This is a genomic window from Shinella sp. CPCC 101442, from assembly GCF_024704725.1.
GTDB lineage: Bacteria > Pseudomonadota > Alphaproteobacteria > Rhizobiales > Rhizobiaceae > Shinella.
In genome coordinates, this window is sequence record NZ_JALIQS010000003.1 from 762,095 (window position 1) to 782,198 (window position 20,104).

19 protein-coding genes are annotated in these 20,104 nt (G+C 61.9%); 13 read left to right on the forward strand and 6 right to left on the reverse strand.

What is annotated here, in order from left to right:
- The first annotated feature begins 19 nt into the window (after nucleotides 1–19).
- Nucleotides 20–586: a phosphoethanolamine transferase domain-containing protein gene (locus MUO32_RS14165; protein WP_257948961.1), complete on the forward strand. Its 567-nt coding sequence runs from the start codon at nucleotides 20–22 to the stop codon at nucleotides 584–586.
- Here the strand turns inward: MUO32_RS14165 and MUO32_RS14170 are convergent.
- Together MUO32_RS14170 and MUO32_RS14175 are read right to left on the reverse strand one after the other, a co-directional pair.
- Nucleotides 570–1,508 carry a neutral zinc metallopeptidase gene (locus MUO32_RS14170; RefSeq protein ID WP_257948962.1) on the reverse strand — a complete coding sequence of 313 codons (939 nt, stop codon included), beginning with the start codon at nucleotides 1,506–1,508 and terminating at the stop codon, nucleotides 570–572. The genes MUO32_RS14165 and MUO32_RS14170 overlap by 17 nt on opposite strands.
- 108 nt (nucleotides 1,509–1,616) lie before the next feature.
- Nucleotides 1,617–2,138: a DUF2306 domain-containing protein gene (locus MUO32_RS14175; protein ID WP_257948964.1), complete on the reverse strand. Its 522-nt coding sequence runs from the start codon at nucleotides 2,136–2,138 to the stop codon at nucleotides 1,617–1,619.
- Between the two features lie 42 nt (nucleotides 2,139–2,180).
- Between MUO32_RS14175 and MUO32_RS14180 the strand changes: the two genes are divergently transcribed.
- The 3 genes from MUO32_RS14180 (at nucleotide 2,181) to MUO32_RS14190 (ending at nucleotide 4,870) form a co-directional block, all read left to right on the forward strand.
- On the forward strand, nucleotides 2,181–3,029 hold the full coding sequence (locus MUO32_RS14180) for a LytTR family DNA-binding domain-containing protein (protein WP_374708647.1): 849 nt from the start codon (nucleotides 2,181–2,183) through the stop codon (nucleotides 3,027–3,029).
- A gap of 85 nt (nucleotides 3,030–3,114) precedes the next feature.
- The gene (locus tag MUO32_RS14185; protein ID WP_257948966.1) at nucleotides 3,115–3,774 is read left to right on the forward strand and encodes a dihydrofolate reductase family protein; all 660 of its coding nucleotides are present in this window, start codon (nucleotides 3,115–3,117) and stop codon (nucleotides 3,772–3,774) included.
- 67 nt (nucleotides 3,775–3,841) lie between these two features.
- Nucleotides 3,842–4,870, forward strand: a complete 1,029-nt coding sequence (locus MUO32_RS14190) for a zinc-dependent alcohol dehydrogenase family protein (protein ID WP_257948967.1) — start codon at nucleotides 3,842–3,844, stop codon at nucleotides 4,868–4,870.
- A 3-nt stretch (nucleotides 4,871–4,873) separates the two neighbouring features.
- Here MUO32_RS14190 and MUO32_RS14195 read toward each other — a convergent pair whose 3' ends face one another.
- Complete coding sequence (locus tag MUO32_RS14195; RefSeq protein WP_257948968.1) at nucleotides 4,874–5,761, reverse strand: LysR family transcriptional regulator; 888 nt, start codon at nucleotides 5,759–5,761, stop codon at nucleotides 4,874–4,876.
- 109 nt (nucleotides 5,762–5,870) lie between these two features.
- Here MUO32_RS14195 and MUO32_RS14200 point away from each other — a divergent pair, with 109 nt between their 5' ends.
- A complete protein-coding gene (locus tag MUO32_RS14200; RefSeq protein WP_257948969.1) occupies nucleotides 5,871–6,116 on the forward strand; it encodes a hypothetical protein in 246 nt (81 codons plus the stop codon).
- Here the strand turns inward: MUO32_RS14200 and MUO32_RS14205 are convergent.
- Together MUO32_RS14205 and MUO32_RS14210 are read right to left on the reverse strand one after the other, a co-directional pair.
- A complete protein-coding gene (locus tag MUO32_RS14205) occupies nucleotides 6,109–7,230 on the reverse strand; it encodes a flagellin (RefSeq protein ID WP_257948970.1) in 1,122 nt (373 codons plus the stop codon). The two genes, MUO32_RS14200 and MUO32_RS14205, sit on opposite strands and share 8 nt — an antisense overlap.
- Nucleotides 7,231–7,443: 213 nt before the next feature.
- Nucleotides 7,444–8,625, reverse strand: a complete 1,182-nt coding sequence (locus MUO32_RS14210; RefSeq protein ID WP_257948971.1) for an FAD-dependent monooxygenase — start codon at nucleotides 8,623–8,625, stop codon at nucleotides 7,444–7,446.
- Between the two features lie 247 nt (nucleotides 8,626–8,872).
- Between MUO32_RS14210 and carB the strand changes: the two genes are divergently transcribed.
- The 6 genes from carB to MUO32_RS14240 all read left to right on the forward strand — a co-directional run bounded on the left by carB (nucleotide 8,873) and on the right by MUO32_RS14240 (nucleotide 16,945).
- The gene (gene carB, locus MUO32_RS14215) at nucleotides 8,873–12,355 is read left to right on the forward strand and encodes a carbamoyl-phosphate synthase large subunit (RefSeq protein ID WP_257948972.1); all 3,483 of its coding nucleotides are present in this window, start codon (nucleotides 8,873–8,875) and stop codon (nucleotides 12,353–12,355) included.
- A gap of 463 nt (nucleotides 12,356–12,818) precedes the next feature.
- Entirely contained in the window at nucleotides 12,819–13,295 is a 477-nt protein-coding gene (gene greA / locus MUO32_RS14220; RefSeq protein WP_257948973.1) for a transcription elongation factor GreA, read from the forward strand.
- Nucleotides 13,296–13,305: 10 nt separating this feature from the next.
- Nucleotides 13,306–14,337, forward strand: coding sequence for a glycosyltransferase family 4 protein (locus MUO32_RS14225; protein ID WP_257948974.1), 1,032 nt, complete (start codon nucleotides 13,306–13,308; stop codon nucleotides 14,335–14,337).
- An 11-nt stretch (nucleotides 14,338–14,348) separates the two neighbouring features.
- Nucleotides 14,349–15,164: a hypothetical protein gene (locus tag MUO32_RS14230; protein ID WP_257948975.1), complete on the forward strand. Its 816-nt coding sequence runs from the start codon at nucleotides 14,349–14,351 to the stop codon at nucleotides 15,162–15,164.
- Nucleotides 15,165–15,194: 30 nt separating this feature from the next.
- Nucleotides 15,195–15,989 (forward strand): glycosyltransferase family 25 protein, encoded by a 795-nt coding sequence (locus MUO32_RS14235; protein ID WP_257948976.1) that lies wholly within the window; start codon nucleotides 15,195–15,197, stop codon nucleotides 15,987–15,989.
- Nucleotides 15,932–16,945 (forward strand): polysaccharide pyruvyl transferase family protein, encoded by a 1,014-nt coding sequence (locus tag MUO32_RS14240; protein WP_257948977.1) that lies wholly within the window; start codon nucleotides 15,932–15,934, stop codon nucleotides 16,943–16,945. Before MUO32_RS14235 ends, MUO32_RS14240 begins: the two co-directional genes overlap by 58 nt.
- Nucleotides 16,946–16,965: 20 nt before the next feature.
- Here the strand turns inward: MUO32_RS14240 and MUO32_RS14245 are convergent, their stop codons facing one another.
- Nucleotides 16,966–17,433 carry an Lrp/AsnC family transcriptional regulator gene (locus MUO32_RS14245; protein ID WP_257948978.1) on the reverse strand — a complete coding sequence of 156 codons (468 nt, stop codon included), beginning with the start codon at nucleotides 17,431–17,433 and terminating at the stop codon, nucleotides 16,966–16,968.
- 265 nt (nucleotides 17,434–17,698) lie between these two features.
- Here MUO32_RS14245 and trxB point away from each other — a divergent pair, with 265 nt between their 5' ends.
- Nucleotides 17,699–18,673, forward strand: a complete 975-nt coding sequence (gene trxB, locus MUO32_RS14250) for a thioredoxin-disulfide reductase (RefSeq protein ID WP_257949224.1) — start codon at nucleotides 17,699–17,701, stop codon at nucleotides 18,671–18,673.
- Nucleotides 18,674–18,786: 113 nt separating this feature from the next.
- Nucleotides 18,787–19,683, forward strand: a complete 897-nt coding sequence (locus MUO32_RS14255; RefSeq protein ID WP_257948979.1) for a LysR family transcriptional regulator VtlR — start codon at nucleotides 18,787–18,789, stop codon at nucleotides 19,681–19,683.
- Nucleotides 19,684–20,104: the final 421 nt, after the last annotated feature.

Consider the following 20,104-nt stretch of genomic DNA (forward strand, 5'->3'; position numbering starts at 1 on the left):
ATTCCATCGCGAGGCCACCATGTCATCCCAGAGCCGCCATTCCTTCGTCTACAGACCGGCCTTCTCAAGCCAGACCATCGGCATTGCCACGGGCCTGTATCTCTTCCTTCTCACCAGCCGCGACTTCTGGCCGGAGACCCAGGCGTTGCTCGGCAGGCAGCCGGGCACACTGACGCTTCTGGCGGCGGGGCTCGCCTGTCTCTTCATCGGGACCTGCGTGATCGTCTCGTGGAAGAAAATGAGGATGAAGCCATTGTTCGTCGTTTTGGTGCTTCTAACCGCCAGCGCGGTCTGGCTCCTGGATCAGGACAGCCCCTTCCGGGCCAATGGCGGCACTGCCGGCGATTTCGCCGCGCACATGGTGCTCTTTGGTCTCGTGCCGATGGCTCTTCTTCTCTGGGCCCGGGTCCGGCACGGCTCGTTCTTCTGGCAGATGCGCGGCAATCTCGCAGTCGCCGTTCCGGCGCTCGCCATCGCGCTTTGCGTGATGGCGACGCACCTGACGGATTACATCTCGATTGTCGGAGAAGAGATGGGAATCGCCGGTGTCGAGGACACCTGCGCCAATGTCACGGTTCACCCTTGAACGTATCGCAGGCATCGACCCGGCCGGTGTCGAAGCCGCGCTTGAACCAGCGGCGGCGCTGGTCAGACGTGCCGTGGTTGAAGCTTTCTGGAACGACATAACCCTGCATGCGCTTCTGCAGCGTGTCGTCGCCGATCTGCATGGCGGCGTTCAGCGCCTCCTCGAGATCGCCGCGCTCCAGAATGCCCTTCTGCTCCGTATATTTGCCCCAGATGCCGGCGTAGCAATCGGCCTGAAGCTCGACGCGGATCGACATCTGGTTGGCTTCGACTTCGCTCATGCGCTGGCGCTGCTGGTTGAAGCGCGGCAGCACGCCGGTGAGGTTCTGGACATGGTGGCCGACTTCGTGGGCGACCACATAGGCCTGCGCGAAGTCGCCGGCCGCATCGAACTTGTTGGCGAGCTCGTCGAAGAAGCTCATGTCGAGATAGACCTTGCGGTCGCCCGGGCAATAGAACGGACCGGATGCCGCGGAGGCAAAGCCGCAGGCCGATTGCACGGAGCCGGAGAAGAGCACCATCTTCGGCTCCTCGTAACGCTCGCCCGCCGCCTGGAAAATGCCGTTCCAGGTGTCTTCCGTCTCGGCGAGAACCGTCGCCATGAAGGCCTTGGTTTCCTCTTCCTTCGGCGACGAGCGCTGGCTGGCGTTGTCTGTCTGCTCGATGCCGGGTCGGCTGACCTGCCCGCCGCCATCGCCCATCACCTGCAGGAGATCGATGCCCATCGCCTTGAAGATGAAATAGATGACGACGAGGAAGATGATGGTGCCGATGCTCATGCCGCCGCCCGCACTGCGTCCGCCCCCCATGGGGATGCGGAAGCCGCCATTGCCGCGGCCGAAGGGATTGTTCCCGCCCGCAGAAGGCCCGGCTCCGCGCTGGTCCTCGATATTGCCCGACTGGCGACGACCTTTCCATTCCATGGCGCATTCCCCGCATTGATTGCCAACGAACGTCCACGGCGTGAATTCGTTCCTCAGCAACGACTTATAGGGCCAGCCGCGCCGCCTTGCAAAATGAAAAGCAGCGTTTCATCGCCGACGAAAGACGGCGTTGAAACGCGCGCGCCAGCCAGCCTCGCGGATGGCTAGCGCACCGGCCGCCACGAGCAGGATACTGACGACGGCGGCAGCGATCCCGCTCGCAAGACCGGACGTGCCGTCGAAAATGATCATGCCCATCACCCGGTGCGGAACCAGCGTGAAAAGTCCCGCCACCACGATGCCGCCGAAATACATGCTGGCGACGTGAGCGCGGTGGGCGCGGATGTTGCGCTGGCGCGCGGTCTGGATCGTCCTGATGCTGCCGACGATGACGTAGATGGAAAGCAGATGGATGGGGCTGAAACCGCCGACCGTGTTGATGTCGTGAATGAAGAAGGTCGAAAAACTCGTCATGACCATCAGCACCAGCCAGATCTTCCCCAGCAGCCGGTGGGCCGGCGTGCCCTTCGGGCGGGCGAGCAGAACGGCACCGAGCACGGCGGCCGGCAGCACGGTTGCAACATGAAACTGGATGGCGAAGGGGGCATTGATGAGCGGTTCGAAGGTCATGGCAAACTCCGGGACGGTTGAATTCGCCACCGTCTTCAGCCAATGATCAGGCCGCCTCAAACGCTTTGGCCCGAATGGACGGAATACTTCGTGGAACGCACCTTCCTGCAATCCGCGCTTCGTGAACTGCAGGTCTTCCTGCGCGCACCGCGCTTCTGGGCGACCTTCGGCGCGGTCGTCCTGATCTTCTGGGTAACAGGCCCCTATGGCACGGCCGAGCGCCTTGCCACCGCACCCCGCCTTGGCTTCTGGCTTGTCCAGCACGCCGTCGCCTGGGGCATCGCCATCGTCTCCATCGTCCTTGTGAACACGCTTCTCCTCACGCGCGTGCCGAGCCTTCCTGGACGCATGGCAATCGGAACGCTCGTCGCCGGCGCGCCCGTGGGGCTTGCCACAGAGGCGATCAGCCTCGCCACCTTCGGCGGCGCGTCCACGGTTGCGACCATCGCGCAAAGCATCGGAAGCGGCCTCCTCCTTTCCGCCCTGTTCTGCGGCCTCACCTTCCTGACGATGAGCAGCAAGCAGGCGGAAGCCCTTTCCCCGGCATCCGCATCCCCACCGGGGGCAACGGAAGACCGCGCCGAGGTGCAACTGCTGCGCCGGCTGAAACCGGAGAACCGCGGCCCGATCCTGCACATGACCGTCGCCGATCACTATACGGAAGTGACGACAAGCCGCGGGCGGGAGCTGGTGCTGCTGCGCTTTTCCGATGCGCTGGAGGAATTGGGCAATACAGCCGGCCTGCAGGTGCATCGCTCTCATTTCGTCGCCGATGCCCATGTGGACACGCTAACGCGTGCCGAGGGCCGGCTGGCGATCCTAATGAAGGACGGGCGGGAAATTCCAGTCAGCCGCAGCCGTATGGAGGCAGTCCGCAACCGCTGGGGCTGAAGGATTTTTCCACGCCATCTGTCGGATCGACCGTTTGCCGTTCGTCTCTGGGTATCACGTCAACGAACCTGCCAGGAGAAACCCCATGAGAAAGATCATTGTCGGTGCCTTTATCAGCCTCGACGGCGTCATGCAGGCACCGGGCGGACCGGAGGAAGACCCGATCGGCGGCTTCAGGTTCGGCGGCTGGGTCGCACCGCTCTTCGACGAGAAGATGGGCGCCGCGATCGGCGAGATGTTTGCAAAGCCTTTCGATCTGCTGCTCGGCCGCAAGACCTACGACATCTTCGCCGCCCACTGGCCCTATGCCGACAAGAACGACCCGATCGGCCCGCTCTTCGACCGCATCAACAAATATGTCGCGACCCGCAATCCCGGCTTCAGGACCACGTGGCAGAACAGCCATGTGCTGGGTTCCGATACGATCGCGGCGGTGAAGGCGCTGAAGAGCGAGGATGGCCCGGACCTGCTGACGCAGGGCTCGACGGACCTCCTCAAGGCGCTGTTCGAACACGACCTCGTCGACGAGATCAACGTCTTCACCTTCCCGGTCATCCTCGGCAAGGGCAAGCGGCTGTTCGGCGATGCGTCCTTCCCGCGGGCGCTGACGCTTGTGGCCTCGAGCACCAGCGAAAACGGTATCGTTATCAGCAAGTATGCCCGTGCGGGAGACGTCACCACGGGCTCGTTCGAGTTCGAAACGCCGACCGATGCCGAGCTGGAACGCCGCCGCAATCTCACCTGAGCGGCGGCAGCCTTGACCGCCGTCACCTTTGCCGCTCCTATTTGCCGGAGAAAAGCGGGAGGACGGCATGAAAGCGGCGCGGCTGGAGGCGATCGGCAGGTTTAGCGTGCGCGAGGTGGAAAAACCGCTGCCTGGCCCGGACGATCTGCTCGTGCGCGTCGAGGCCGCCGGCATCTGCGGCACCGACCGTCATCTCTTTCACGGCGAGTTTCCCTGTCGTCCGCCGGTGACACTCGGTCACGAATTTTCCGGCATCGTCGAGGCAATCGGCGACGCCGTGCTCCAGATCCGTCCCGGCATGCGCATCACCGGCGATCCGAACATTTCCTGCGGCCGCTGTGCGCAATGCCGGCGCGGCCGCGTCAATCTCTGTGAAAACCTGCAGGCAATCGGCATCCACCGCGATGGCGGCTTTGCCGAATATGTGCTCGTGCCGCAGCGGCAGGCCCATGAACTGCCGCTTTCGCTGCCGCCAGAACATGGCGCTTTCTGCGAACCGCTCGCCTGCTGCCTGCATGGCATCGACATCGCGGACATCCGTCCGGGTAGCACGGTCGTGGTGCTCGGCGGCGGGGTGATCGGCATGCTCACGGTTCAGCTCGCCCGTCTTGCCGGCGCGACATCCGTCGTGCTCGTCACGCGCCAGGCGGCGCGCCGGAAACTGGCCGAAGAAATCGGCGCCACCCATTCCTTCGATCCCGGCGCAGGGGATGTGATCGCAGGCGTCGCGGGCAGGAACGGTCTCGTGCCAGGTGGTGCAGACGTGGTGATCGAATGCGCTGGCGTGGCGGAAACCATGACGCAGGCACCGAAACTTGCCCGCAACGGCGGCACGGTCGTCATTCTCGGCGTGATGCCGCAGGGCAAAAAGGTGGAGATCGAGCCGTTCGATCTGCTCTTCCGCGAGATCAGGATCCTGACGTCCTTCCTCAACCCGCATGTCCATGGCCGTGCCGCCGCGCTGATTGCGTCGGGCACGATCAAGGTCGACCCGCTGATCTCCCGCCGCATCGGCTTCGAGGGCCTGCCGGATGCGGTTGCGAACCCGCCGCGCCCCGGCGAGGTGAAGGTGCTGGTCATGCCTGGCCTCACATAGAGGTCAGGCCAGCCCCTCCCCCGCCACCGTTTCCTCCAGCCATGCCGAAAAGGCCGCCATGGCAGGCGTAACGCTGCGCGACTGCAGGCGCGTCAGCCAGTAGCTGCCGAGCGCGACGCTCGTCCTGAACGGCTGGACGATCGCACCGGAGGAGAGGAGCCGCGAGAACATCAGGGGCGGCGCGAGGCCGACACCGAGGCCTTGCAGCACCGCCTCCATCATGGCGAGCGAGGTATCGAAGACGATGGCATTCTGCGGCGGCGGCGTGCGCGGCAGGCCGACAGCCTCGAACCAGCGGGTCCACTCGTCGCTGCGATAGGAACGCAGCAGCGTCAGGCCCAACAGGTCTTGCGGGCTTTTCAGGTCGCGCGCGACATTCGGGATGGCGAGCACTGACAGCGGGGCGTCAAAAAGGCGGATTGCGTCCGTGCCATGCCAGGCGCCGGCGCCGAAGCGGACGGCGAAATCGAGGCCTTCGGCGGCGAGATCGACACGGTTGTTGTTGGTGGACAGCCGGATCTCCACGAAGGGATGGCGCTCGCGGAAGCCCGCAAGTCTTGGCAGCAGCCAGCCGACGGCGAAGGTGCCGACGGCGCCGATCGTCAGGATTTCCCGCACATGGCCGCCGCGAAAACGCTCCACCACATCCGCCATGCGGTCGAAACTGTCGCGCAGCACCGGCAGCAGGCTTTCTCCCTCCGCCGTGATCATCAGCCCGCGCGGCAGGCGCTTGAAAAGCACGACGCCGAGCTGATCCTCGAGGCTTTTCACCTGGTGGCTGACGGCGGCCTGGGTGACGTTCAGCTCGATCGCCGCGCGGGTAAAACTCAGATGCCGGGCCGAGGCCTCGAAGGCGCGAAAGGCGTTCAATGGAAGATATGGCCGAACCATAGCGATGCCCTAATTTTCCTATTGGCTAAAACCGGTATTGATCTTTTGCCGGCTCATCAAGCCGTTGTTGTCAACACCGCGTAAACCATTCAAAACTCGGGGAAACGGGATGGGCAAACGTCTTTTCGCGGCTGCCGCCATGTTGGCTGCAATTCTGTCTTCGCCGGCTGAGGCCCGCATAATTTATACCATCGTTGCCGATGCCGGCAGCAACGAGGTCATCATGGAAAAGGGTGACGGCAAGACCCGCGTCACTCCCGCCTCCATCTTCAACGCGCCGCTTGCCGTGATGGGCTATGATTCCGGCTTTCTGGAAAGTGGACTATCGCGCCCGAAGATTCAGCCCGTTACCTGAAAAGGGCAAGCACGTTTTCGGAGTTGGAATTCGCTATCTGCAACGCTTGAATGCCAAGTTGCTGCTGCGTTTCAAGTGCCTTGAGACGTGTGGATTCTTCGCTCATATCCGCATCGACCAGCCGGCCTATACCCGACGTATAGGCATCCATGAGGGTGAAGTTAAAATCGCCCGCCATTTCCAGTCGATGTTGAACAGAGCCCAACTTCGCCTGAGCGGAAACTACGCTCTGAATCTTCTGATCGAACTCATTGAGGAAGTGGTCGTACGCGCTGTCTCGAGTGAATCCAGACAATTGAATGACTGATTCCAGATCATATATGACGCTTATACCGACATTGTCGTGAGATTCGTCAAAAATCGTAGAATTGAATATATCAATCGGAGCACTTGTCCACCACCAAGAACCGTCCGGCATCTGTGCTTTGATATTTATATCACCGTCGAGAATACCGGTGTTATTTTCCGTTTCCGCGACTGTTCCGTAACTTGCATAATTGGCGTTGAATAGTACGAGATCCCGCGACGCCACATTGAGTTTCTGCACGTCGCCTTGCGCGTAACCTACGACGAATTTCGCGGCAATGGCGTCATCCAGATCAACCCCATCCTTCGGTTTTGCGAGCAAATTAACGCCGTTGAAACTCGCGGAATCGACCGCACTGTTGATCGCCATGATGTGCTGCAACATATCCACGTCGAGTTTGTGCAGCAATGATCCCGCATATTTCGGATCCACTCGCTTTTCAGCACCAGCGTCCGGGAAATATGTAGAACTGTAGTAAGAAAAGTCAGTGATATCGACAGGCTCCATCGAACGTGCGGAGACGAACAGCGACTTCATCGCGTCAAGATGCTCAACGACGGTATCAAGAGCGGCATAAGCGGTGTCCGCGATTGCCTGAGCCAGGCCGATACTATCGCTGACTGCCGAAAGCACCATGTTTTCCGATCGCATTGTGGTTGCGATCGACCAGTAAGCCGCATTGTCAGCAGCATATTGAACACGCAATCCCGACGACACCCTTCCTTGAGCAGTCGCCATATCCGAGTTTATCGAGCGCAAAGTTTGGAGCGCAGAAATCGCGCCCACATTCGTAAGAATGCTGGTCATATAGGCACACTGGTGAATTGAAGTTTGCCCTTCATGGGCGATCAGGTTGCGTCTATCTAATCGCCAGCATGGCTAACAATGTATTAACAGATAAAATTTTTCCAATGAAACCAGTATTTTAGCATATATTAAATTTGTGCTGCGGCGCCGGCGCATTTTGCCGGGGCTTCCGCTGATGCCACGATGGCGTTCTCGCAACGGAGTGGGCAAAGCTCAGCGCGGCGGAACCATGCCCGCCCCCTTGCGGGCAAGACCCGAGATGTTGAGCGCGAGCTTGCGCCGGAATACCGGCGAGGCACCGATGATACGGAGGGCGAGATTGCGCAGCATGCGGCCGAAGGAACTGCGCACCATCGCCAGCCTTGTCAGGCGATCGGCGAGTTCCAGAACCTCCACCGCGGCGGGGCGGCGCTTTTCCTCGTAAAGATCGAGCGTCGCCTCCGGCGCCTTGCCGTTGATGACATCAGCCAGCAATTGCCCGAGCACGACAGCATCGACGATTCCCGTATTCATCCCCTGCCCGCCGGCCGGACTATGCACATGCGCGGCATCGCCGATGACGAAGAACGGACCGGAACGGTAGCGCGAGGCGATGCGGTGATGCACGCGGAAGCGCGAACTCCAGATCACATCCCGCACGCAGCCAGGCACCTTGCGCGGGCCCCGCGCATCGAGGAGGCCCTGTATGAACGCGGTATCCGGCGCAACAGGTGCGTCCTCGACCGGCGCCACGATGCGAAAATGACCGCCGGGCAACGGCGCGACGACACCCATGCCTTCCGGCGAGAAGAGCAATGTCACCTCGTCGCTGAAACCCCAGTCCATATGCACGTCGGCAAGCACGAAAGCGCCATCGTAGGTCTCGCCATCGAAAGGAATGCCAGCCGCCTCGCGCACCATGCTGTGCATGCCGTCAGCACCGACGACATAGCGGGCGCGGACCGCGTATGCGCCCGCCGTCGATACGAGATGAACGATTGTGCCGCTCGCATCCGTCTCGACCTTCGACGCCGTCACGCCGCGCGCGACGCTGCCGCCCAGCGCCTCCAGCCGCTCGGTGAGAACAGCTTCCGTCTCATCCTGCGGTATCATCAGCACCTCTGCATAGCGCGAAGGGAGCATGGAGAAATCCAGCTCGAGCAGCGCGTTGTCATGATCGCGAAGCGCGAAGCGGGTGAGCGGCAGGCCACGCCGCTCCAGCGCATCCGTGACGCCGATGCGCTGGAGCACTTCGAGCGTATGGGCATGAACGACAGCGGCTCGCGATGTATTCTCGCCAGCGGCGAGGCGGTCCACGATCAAGGAGCGCACGCCTGCCTGGTGCAGGGTGACGGCAAGGGCAAGGCCTGTCGGCCCTGCCCCGACGATGAGCACGTCGGTTTCCAGCGGCAGCATGGGTCCCTCCCGGAATCGATACGCGGCGTAAAGAAGCGGGCCGCTTGATCGCCCGTTATATCGTTGGCGGAGCAGACTGGAACAGCCCCCGCACTTTTCCTGTCGATTGGGTGATTTTCGGGGTTCCGCTTGCCTCCGCATTTGCCTATAAGCCGCTTCTAGCCTTGAAAGACCATTTTGCGCGCCCGGCCCGGTGAACCCATCACCATGGCCGGCTTTTCGCGCACGCGGAAGAACGGATAGAGAGATGCCCAAGCGCCAAGATTTGAAATCGATCCTCATCATCGGCGCGGGGCCGATCGTCATCGGTCAGGCCTGCGAATTCGACTATTCCGGCACCCAGGCCTGCAAGGCGCTGAAGGAGGAAGGCTACCGCGTCATCCTCGTCAACTCCAACCCGGCAACGATCATGACCGACCCGGGCCTCGCCGACGCGACCTATGTCGAGCCGATCACCCCGGAAGTCGTGGCAAAGATCATCGCCAAGGAACGGCCGGACGCGCTGCTGCCGACCATGGGCGGCCAGACGGCGCTCAACACCGCGCTTTCCCTGAAGCGCATGGGCGTGCTCGACCGCTACAATGTCGAGATGATCGGCGCCAAGCCCGCCGCCATCGACATGGCCGAAGACCGCGCGCTGTTCCGTGAAGCGATGGCCCGCATCGGCCTTGAAACGCCGCGGTCGCTGCTCGCCAACGCCACCGAGATCAAGGACGTCGACCGCAAGGCGCATGAGGCCGAGCGCGCCAAGGTGAAGGCGCAGCTTTCCGGCGACGCGCTCGACAAGGCGCTGGACGAGCTGGAAAACCAGTGGAACCTCGGCGAGACCGACCGCAAGCAGCGCTATATGAGCCATGCGATGGCGATCGGCGCGCAGGCGCTCGACACGATCGGCCTTCCCGCCATCATCCGCCCGTCCTTCACGATGGGCGGCACCGGCGGCGGCATTGCCTACAACCGCTCGGAATTCTTCGAGATCGTCAATTCCGGCCTCGACGCCTCGCCGACGACCGAAGTGCTGATCGAAGAATCGGTGCTCGGCTGGAAGGAATACGAGATGGAGGTCGTCCGCGACACGGCGGACAACTGCATCATCATCTGCTCCATCGAAAACATCGACCCGATGGGCGTGCACACGGGCGATTCGATCACGGTCGCCCCTGCCCTGACGCTGACCGACAAAGAATACCAGATCATGCGCAACGCCTCGATTGCGGTGCTGCGCGAGATCGGCGTCGAGACCGGCGGCTCGAACGTACAGTTCGCCGTCAACCCGGAGAACGGCCGCCTCGTCGTCATCGAGATGAATCCGCGCGTCTCGCGCTCCTCCGCGCTTGCCTCCAAGGCGACCGGCTTCCCCATCGCCAAGATCGCGGCAAAACTCGCCATCGGCTACACGCTGGACGAACTGGAAAACGACATCACCGGCGGCGCGACGCCGGCCTCGTTCGAACCGTCCATCGATTACGTGGTGACAAAAATCCCGCGCTTCGCCTTCGAAAAATTCCCGGGCGCCGAACCCACGCTGACCACCGCCATGAAGTCGGTCGGTGAAGTCATGGCCATCGGCCGCACCTTCGCCGAATCGTTGCAGAAGGCGCTGCGCGGCCTCGAAACGGGCCTGACCGGCCTCGACGAGATCGAAATCCCCGGCCTCGGCGACGGCAACGACAAGAACGCCATCCGCGCCGCCATCTCGCGGCCGACGCCGGACCGGTTGCGCATGGTCGCTCAGGCACTGCGCCTCGGCCTTTCGCTGGAAGAAGCACATGAGGGTTCGAAGATCGATCCCTGGTTCCTCGAGCAGTTGAAGGCGATCGTCGACATGGAGGCCCGCATCCGCGAGCACGGCCTGCCGCAGGACGCCACAAACCTTCGCATGCTGAAGGCCATGGGCTTCTCCGACGCCCGCCTCGCCACCCTTTCGGCCAAGCGGCCGAAGGAAGTCGCGGAACTGCGCAACCGCCTCGACGTGCGCCCGGTCTTCAAGCGCATCGACACCTGCGCTGCCGAATTCGCCTCGCCGACCGCCTATATGTACTCGACCTACGAGACACCGTTTGCCGGCGCCACCCGCTCGGAAGCCGAGATTTCCGACCGCAAGAAGGTCGTCATCCTCGGTGGCGGCCCGAACCGTATCGGCCAGGGCATCGAGTTCGACTATTGCTGCTGCCATGCCGCCTTCGCGCTGAAGGATGCCGGTTATGAAGCGATCATGATCAACTGCAACCCGGAGACGGTCTCGACCGACTACGACACCTCCGACCGTCTCTATTTCGAGCCGCTGACGGCAGAAGACGTCATCGAGATCCTGAAGGCCGAGCAGACCAACGGCGAACTCGTCGGCGTCATCGTGCAGTTCGGCGGCCAGACGCCGCTGAAGCTTGCCGAAGCGCTCGAAAAGAACGGCATCCCGATCCTCGGCACCGCGCCCGACATGATCGACCTTGCCGAAGACCGTGACCGCTTCCAGAAACTGCTGCAGAAACTCGATCTCGCCCAGCCGAACAACGGCATCGCATACTCCGTCGAGCAGGCCCGCCTGGTCGCCGGCGAAATCGGCTTCCCGCTCGTCGTGCGCCCGTCCTACGTGCTCGGCGGCCGCGCCATGCAGATCATCCATTCGGAATCGATGCTGCAGACCTACCTGCTCGACACCGTGCCGGAACTGGTGCCGGAAGACATCAAGCAGCGCTATCCGAACGACAAGACCGGCCAGATCAACACCCTGCTCGGCAAGAACCCGCTGCTCTTCGACAGCTACCTGTCGAACGCGGTGGAAGTCGATGTCGACGCGCTCTGCGACGGCAAGGACGTCTTCGTCTCCGGCATCATGGAGCATATCGAAGAGGCAGGCATCCACTCCGGTGACTCGGCCTGCTCGCTGCCCGTGCACACGCTCTCCAACGAGATCGTTGACGAGCTGGAACGCCAGACCAAGGCGCTTGCCAAGGCGCTTCATGTCGGCGGCCTGATGAACGTGCAGTACGCAATCAAGGACGGCACGATCTACGTGCTCGAAGTGAACCCGCGCGCCTCGCGCACGGTGCCCTTCGTGGCAAAGACCATCGGCGCGCCGATCGCCAAGATCGCCGCCCGCGTTATGGCCGGCGAGAGCCTCGACGTGGCGATCGCCGCCTATGGCGAAAAGCCGGACCCGCGCAACCTCAAGCACATCGCCGTCAAGGAAGCCGTGTTCCCCTTCGCCCGTTTCCCGGGCGTCGATACGCTGCTCGGCCCGGAAATGCGCTCGACCGGCGAGGTCATCGGCCTCGATACGGATTTCGCGCTGGCCTTCGCCAAGTCGCAGCTCGGCGCCGGCGTAGACCTGCCGCGCGAAGGCACGGTCTTCGTGTCGGTGCGTGACGAGGACAAGGACCGCGTGCTGCCCGCCATCAACATCCTGACCGGCATCGGCTTCAAGGTCATGGCAACGTCGGGCACCGCCCGCTTCCTCGCGGAAAAGGGCATCGAGGCGATCAAGATCAACAAGGTGCAGGAAGGCCGTCCCCACATCGAGGACGCCATCCGCAACCGCCAGGTTCAGCTCGTCATCAACACCACCGATGGCAACAAGGCGATCTCGGACTCGAAGTCGCTGCGCCGCGCCGCCCTGATGCAGAAGGTGCCCTATTACACGACCATGGCCGGCGCGCTTGCCGCCGCCCAGGCGATCCGGGCCCTCAAGCAGGGCCAGCTCGAAGTGCGCCCGCTGCAATCCTACTTCTGAGCCATAGACTTTCCGGTCTCTCGAGAGCCGGGCGGCCCCGCCGCCCGGCTCTCTTCTATGTGCGACCCGACAGCCGATCAGACAGGATCGGCTTCGAATGGGTCCATATCCTTCGTATCCTACCCTCCGGCAAGATGTCCTGCCGTGGTGCATTTTCATTGAAGCCGGCCGACCAGTCGCGGTCGGGGGCCTCCATGCCCGGCGGCACGCGGCATGGCGCTGACGGCACCGTCATTGGTGCGGCTAGCCTGCGACACGGCAATCGTGGCAGGGGGAGATCGTTCCGGAGCTTGTGGGCGCCGGGCCGCGCTGCGGCAAAAAAACTGGCTTTTGGCGGCCACGATCTGCTATAAGGATCGTTCAAACGCTTTCGACGGTTCCGGAGATTCTTCCCCGGAGACCGTTTTCTTTTGCGTTCTTGCTGGCGGGAGCCTGCTCGACGCGGTCTGAAGGACGGGAAAAAATGGTTGAAAAGGTACCGATGACTCACGGCGGTTTCGTCAAGCTGCAGGAAGAACTGCGCTGGCGTCAGCAGGAAGAGCGTCCGAGAATCATCGAGGCGATTGCTGAAGCGCGCGCGCACGGCGACCTTTCGGAAAATGCCGAGTACCATGCCGCCAAGGAAGCCCAGAGCCACAATGAAGGCCGCGTCACGGAGCTTGAAGACTATGTCGCCCGTGCCGAGGTCATCGACCTCTCCAAGATGTCCGGCACGAAGATCAAGTTCGGCGCCAAGGTGAAGCTCCTCGACGAGGACACCGAGGAAGAAAAGGCCTACCAGATCGTCGGTGACCAGGAAGCCGACGTGAAGCAGGGCCGGATCTCCATCTCCTCGCCCATCGCCCGTGCCCTCATCGGCAAGGAAGTCGGCGATTCGATCGAGGTGCACGCGCCCGGCGGCTCCAAGGCCTACGAGATTCTCGCGGTTACCTGGGGGTAACCGCCGCCTCATGCCGGTTGTAGAGGACATGCGGGACGCCAAAGTCATCGCGCCGAATTTCAAGCGCCGCCTGTCGGGCGTCACGTCCACGATCATTCAGCTCGTCCCGGTTCAAAACAGGCTCGGGCAGAAGGTTGTGACCCTCGGCAGCGGCCTGCCGGCTACCTTGCCCAAAATGCGCTGGCTCGACCTGCCGGCCCTTTGGTCTGACGGCATGCGTGTCTGGCACGCGCGACGCAACATCGAAATGCTGGCCGGGATCGTCCTTCGCGATCTCCTGCGTATGCGGCTGAAACTCGTCTTCACCTCTGCGTCTCAACGCCGCCATACGGGCTGGACGAAATTCCTGATTTCCCGGATGGACGCGGTCGTCGCCACCAGCGCCAGGACCGCCTCCTATCTGGAGGTTCCAAGCACCGTGGTCATGCACGGCATCGACCCGCAACGCTTCTCCCCACCCGCGGAAAAGGGCGCGGCGAAAGCGCTGCTGGGCCTCGATCCCGCTCGCAACTATGCAGGCTGCTTCGGTCGTGTGCGCCACCAGAAAGGCACGGACCTCTTCGTCGACGCCATGATCCGGCTTCTGCCGGATCAACCGGCATGGTCGGCCATCGTGGCGGGGCGGGCGACGACACAGCACGTCGACTTCGAAAACGAGTTGAAGAAGCGCGTCCAGGCGGCGGGGCTTGCCGACAGGATCCTCTTCGTCGGGGAACACACCAACATCAACGACTGGTACCGCGCCCTCGACCTGTTCATTGCGCCGCAACGATGGGAAGGCTTTGGCCTTACGCCGCTGGAGGCGATGGCGACCGGTATTCCCGTGGTGGCCACGGACGTAGGTGCTTTCAACGAAATCGTCACTCCCGACACGGGCGACGTGGTATCTGCCGACAATCTCGAGGCTCTAACGCAAGCCGCAAAGCGATATATGGACGACGCCTCGCTGCGACAGCTCGCTGGCGAGCAAGGCCGGCAACGCGCGGAGGCACATTTCAGCATCGAGGGAGAAGCAGCCGCTCTCGGGCGGATTTACGCATAAGGCGATCAAGCGTGAACAACACAGTGGCGACTTTCTGGTATGGCGCTCCCTTCGGCCCTGTCGAGCAGATCAGCGCGCTGTCGATGCTGGACGCCGGCCACAAGCTGGTTGTTTACACGCGCGGCACCATCGAGGGCGTTCCCCCGGGCATTGACGTCCGCGATGCCGGCGAGATCCTGGATACGGGCGAGATCGTCCGGCACCGCAAGAGCGGCAGTGTCGCTCTTTATTCCGACCTTTTCCGATATGCGCTTTTCAACAAGACGGATTTTACCTGGGTCGATCTCGATGTCGTAGCGCTGCGCCCCCTGCCGATGGAGACGCCTTACCTCTTCGGTTACGAAAGCAACGACGAGGTGAACGGCGCCGTTCTCCGGCTGCCCAGGCAATCCCCCGCTCTCGCCGAGCTTTCGAAGTTCACCGTCGATACGCGCGGCTATCCCCCGACCTTGCAGGGTCTGCGCCGTTTGAAATACGTCGCGAGGTCCTTCGGCAGGGGACTACCGATATCCCAGTGGCCCTGGGGATCTCTTGGGCCCCGCGCGCTGACGCATTTCCTCGGAAAAACCGGGGAAATATCGCACGCCCTCGGCATCGAGGCCTTTTATCCCGTGCCGTTCCAACAGGCCGCGCGTTTCGCCACCCCCGACGATCTTTCGCTGGACAGTTTCCCCGAACAGGTTTTGGCGGTGCATTTATGGGGAAAGGCGCTCCGCCAGCACGTGCGCGAGCACCATGGCGGCCGGGTCCCTTCAGGGTCGTTTCTCGAAAAGGCGGCCAATCATTATGCCGCACGGTTTGATTTCGAAATTTCTGTCCTATTTTAGATGGCCCCGCTGCCAACAGCAGGACGCGACATGCAGGCAATCCGTACCTATGTTATCAATCTCGACGGCAGCGAAGCCCGACTGGCCGACATTCGAAGAAAACTCGATGCTTACGGCATCGCGTTCGAGCGTGTCGCGGCGGTGGACGGCCGCACCTATGACATGGATTCCCTGCCGGACTACGACCTTGCGGCCGCCAAGCGATTTATGGGGCGCGGCCTCGTCGGTGGCGAGATCGGCTGCTATTACAGTCACCTGAAGGCAGCCAAGGCGTTCCTCCAGTCGGACGCCCGCCATGCGCTCATCCTCGAGGACGACGCGGAACCTCTCTGCAACGTAATCGAGCTGCTCAAGGCCGCATTGCCGGATATCGACATCCTCGATCCGGATTGGCTTCTCCTCAATATCGGCAACAACCGATTGAAGCTCAGCACCACCATCGATGAATATCCGGTGGGAGGCACGAACTACGAACTCGTCGCCGCGCACTATTTTCCGATGACGACAAACGCCATTGTCTGGTCGCGCGAAGGCGCCCGACGTTTCGTGGCGGAGCACACGACGATTTTTGCGCCGGTCGATAACTTCTTTCGCTATTGGTTGACGCGGGAGGGACACGGATACAGCTTCCGCCCGGCGCCGGTCACGACGACGGGCGCCGATAGCCTTATTTTATCGGATAAGGGAGCGCGCCGGCAAACCGGCAATCGTTCGTGGTTCTATCAACTGGCGAAACAAAAACGGCTGGCGGAAGAGAAACTGCTGGCTTGGCGAAAAAAGAGAAACTTCAGGCTTTTGCGGAAGCCGGTTCCGGACGACAAATGAACATTGCCATATACGACACGTCCATAGCCTCCCCGAATGTCGGCGACCAGATCATCATGGATGCCGTCAACCGTGAAATCGAGGCAATGTTTCCTGACGCCTTCGTGGAGCGCATCCCCAGCCATGACCGGATTTCGGTGCGTGGACGGCGCATCCTGAAACACGCTGACTACATCATCGCCGGCGGCGCCAATCTGCTTTTCTCTCATTGGACCAGGCAGCGGCATTGGAAGATGGGCTGGCGCGACCTTCCACGGATGAAGAACAAGCTCGTCCTGCTGGGCACCGGCTGGGCCGCCTATGCCGACCCTCCGGATTTTCTGACCGCCCGGATCTATCGAAGCATTCTCTCGGACAAGTCACACCAATCCGTCCGGGACGCATATTCCGCACGCTACCTGTCCGCGGTCGGGATCAAGAACGTCGTCAACACCGGCTGCCCGACCCTCTGGCAGCTGACCCCTGCCCATCTCGCCACGGTTCCGCAGAACAAGGCGCGCGATGTCGTGGCGACTTTGACGGACTATGCTCCAGCGCCGCAAGAAGACCGCCTCATGCTGGAGACGCTCAAGGCGCTGTACCGCAACGTTCATGTCTGGATACAGGGAAAACAGGACAAGTCCTATTTGAAGTCCCTCGGGGTGACCGGCCTTCTCGAGGTTCCGTCCCACCTTTCCGCCTACGATGCGCTCCTGCGCTCGGAAGACGATCTGGATTTCGTCGGCACGCGCCTGCATGCCGGCATCCGGGCCCTGCAAGCGGGACGGCGCAGCATCATCGTCAGCGTGGACAATCGTGCCCGCGAAATGGGGCGCGACTTTCATCTTCCGATCATCGAACGCGCGGACATCGCAAAGCTGCATGCGCTGATAGAATCGACAATGCCGATAGCGATCAAGCTTCCGCAGGACCGGATCGACCTCTTCAGGAAGCAGTTCTCAAAGCCGGAACGATAGAACGAGGGGCGGGCCGCAGCCTATAGCTCGACCAGCCCGACCTTCTTGACCTGCCGGATCGTCAGCATCGTGCGCACGGTATCGACCTGCGCATTCGCCGTCAGTTCCTCGATCACGAAGTCCTGGAAGCGGGTGAGATTTTCGGCGACGCAATGGAGCAGGAAGTCGCTGTCGCCGGAGACCATCCAGGCCTGACGCACCATCGTCCATTCGCCGGTGGCGGCGGCAAAAGCCTTGAGGTTGGCTTCGGACTGGTGCTTGAGGCCGACCATGCAGAAGGCGACGAGGTCGTAGCCGAGCGCCGGCGCGTTCAGCAGCGCGGTATAGCCCTCGATAATGCCGGCCTCTTCCAGCTTGCGCACGCGGCGCAGGCATGGCGGCGCGGAAATGCCGGCGCGCGCGGCCAGCTCCACATTGGTCATCCGGCCGTCGCCTTGAAGTTCCTTCAGGATGCGGATGTCGATGGCGTCGAGTTCGGCGCGAAACATGGGAATTGTCAGACCTTTCGGGATGGCGACCGGAAGTGACCCGAATCGCCGCATCAGCGCAACATTGTTACTGCAAGCGGCACAAATATGTCACGCGCCTTCGCTTGTCTGTTGGCAACAGATCGCGCGCACTTGAAACTGGGCGCACTCCGCTCATAAATGAGAGTGGAAAAATGACACGCTGGCCCTGCCCTTGCGCGAGATCGCGCGGCTCGGCCCATTGGGGCCTGATGCCCCGGAAGGAACGACCATGTCCGCCCCCTCCCTGTCCGCGCGCCACGTCAAGGTGCTGATCATCGGGTCCGGCCCCGCCGGCTACACCGCCGCGATCTATACCGCCCGCGCCATGCTGGAACCGGTTCTCATCGCCGGCATGGAACAGGGCGGCCAGCTGATGATCACCACGGATGTCGAAAATTATCCGGGTTATGCCGATCCGGTTCAGGGCCCGTGGATGATGGAGCAGATGCTGAAGCAGGCCGAGCATGTCGGCGCCGAGATCGTCAACGACCTCGTCACCAATGTCGACATGAGCGTTCGCCCCTTCCGCATCTCCACCGACAACGGCACCGAATGGACGGCCGATGCGCTGATCATCGCCACCGGCGCCAAGGCGAAGTGGCTCGGCATCGAGACCGAGCACAAGTTCATGGGCTTTGGCGTTTCGGCCTGCGCCACCTGCGACGGCTTCTTCTATCGCAACAAGGACGTGATCGTGGTCGGCGGCGGCAACTCCGCCGTCGAGGAGGCGCTCTACCTTTCCAACCTCGCCAAGACCGTGACTGTCGTGCATCGCCGCGACGGTTTTCGCGCCGAAAAAATTCTCCAGGAGCGCCTGTTCGCCAAGGAGAATGTCAAGATCGTCTGGGACCACGAGGTCGTCGAGTATCTTGGCAGCGATCCCAAGCCGCCGATGCCGGCTTCCGTCAACGGTGTGAAGCTGCGCAATGTGAAGACGGGCGAAACGCGCGACGTCACCATCGACGGCGTGTTCGTGGCGATCGGCCATGCGCCGGCAGTCGAACTGTTCAAGGGCAAGCTGCGCCAGAAGCCGAACGGCTATCTGTGGACGGCGGCCGATTCCACGGCGACGGACGTGCCGGGCGTCTTTGCCGCAGGCGACGTCACCGACGACATCTATCGCCAGGCGGTCACGGCTGCCGGCATGGGCTGCATGGCAGCGCTTGAAACCGAAAAATACCTTGCAGGTCATATGCCTGTCGCAATTGCGGCCGAGTAGAAGCCGCCAACTAAGGGCGGCGGATTCGATCCGACCGCCCACGTGGGAACAGCAAGATCAGCGACCAGGCGGGAAGCGAGCGCTCCCCGCCTCACAGACATATGGGGGATAGAATGGCGCTCGACTGGGACAAGCTGCGGATTTTTCATGCCGCGGCCGAGGCGGGCTCGTTCACGCATGCGGCGGACAAGCTGCATCTTTCGCAATCGGCCATCAGCCGTCAGGTGAGCGCGCTGGAGCAGGATGTCGGCATCAAGCTCTTTCACCGCCATGCCCGCGGCCTGATTCTGACCGAGCAGGGCGAAATCCTCTATCGCACCGCGCATGACGTGCTGATGAAGCTGGAAAGCGTGCGCGTCCAGCTCACCGAGAACACCGAAAAGCCAAGCGGCAAGCTGCGCATCACCACCACCGTCGGCCTCGGCCAGGGCTGGCTGACCGACAAGGTGCAGGAATTCCTGGCGCTCTATCCCGACATGCAGGTGCAGCTCATCCTCGACAACGAGGAGCTGGACGTGAACATGCGCCATGCCGACTGCGCGATCCGCCTGCGTGAACCGCAGCAATCGGATCTCATCCAGCGCCGGCTGTTCACCGTGCACATGCACATCTACGCCGCGCCGTCCTATATCAACCGCTACGGCGAGCCGCAGTCGATCGACGATCTCGACAACCACAAGATCATTTCCTTCGGCGAACCGGCACCGAGCTATCTGCTCGACGTGAACTGGCTGGAAATCGCGGGCCGCGATTCCGACAATCCACGCCCCGCGGTTCTGCAGATCAACAGCCAGACCTCGATCAAGCGCGCGGCCCTGCTTGGAATCGGCATCGCGATGCTGCCGGACTATATTGTCGGACGCGATCCGGGACTTATCCAGCTGCCCGTCAGCGCCGACATTCCCTCGTTCGACACCTATTTCTGCTATCCGAGCGAGATGAAAAACTCCGCGAAACTGAAGGTTTTCAGGGACTTCATCGTGGCGAAGGCGCGCAACTGGAACTTCTGAGACAGGCTCCTCGCAAGACCTGCGCCTTACGCATGGCTGACATGCACATTAAAAGATTGATGGATGCCCAAAAAACCATCATATCGCACGCAGCTGATGCATTTCGGTGGCTTTTTCCTCCCAGTGCCACCGCACCAGCTGTTCCCCTCTGGAGGTTTTATTACCTTCAAAACTATAAAGGGCCCAAGTTGATCTTGCGGCCCTCTTTTTTTGCCTTGGGACAGGTGAAACAGATTTTCAACCTTGCTGTGAAACTTGGCACGCGCTTCTCTTGAAGAAACGCAACCCCTGCCCCATATCTAGGACAGCCAATGCACATGCGGTCTTTCTCCTCCCAGTGCCGCGCGTTGGCTGTTCCCCTCTGGAGGTTTTCAACCTTCAAACTTGCAGGGCCCAAGCTTCGCTTGTGGCCCTCTTTTTT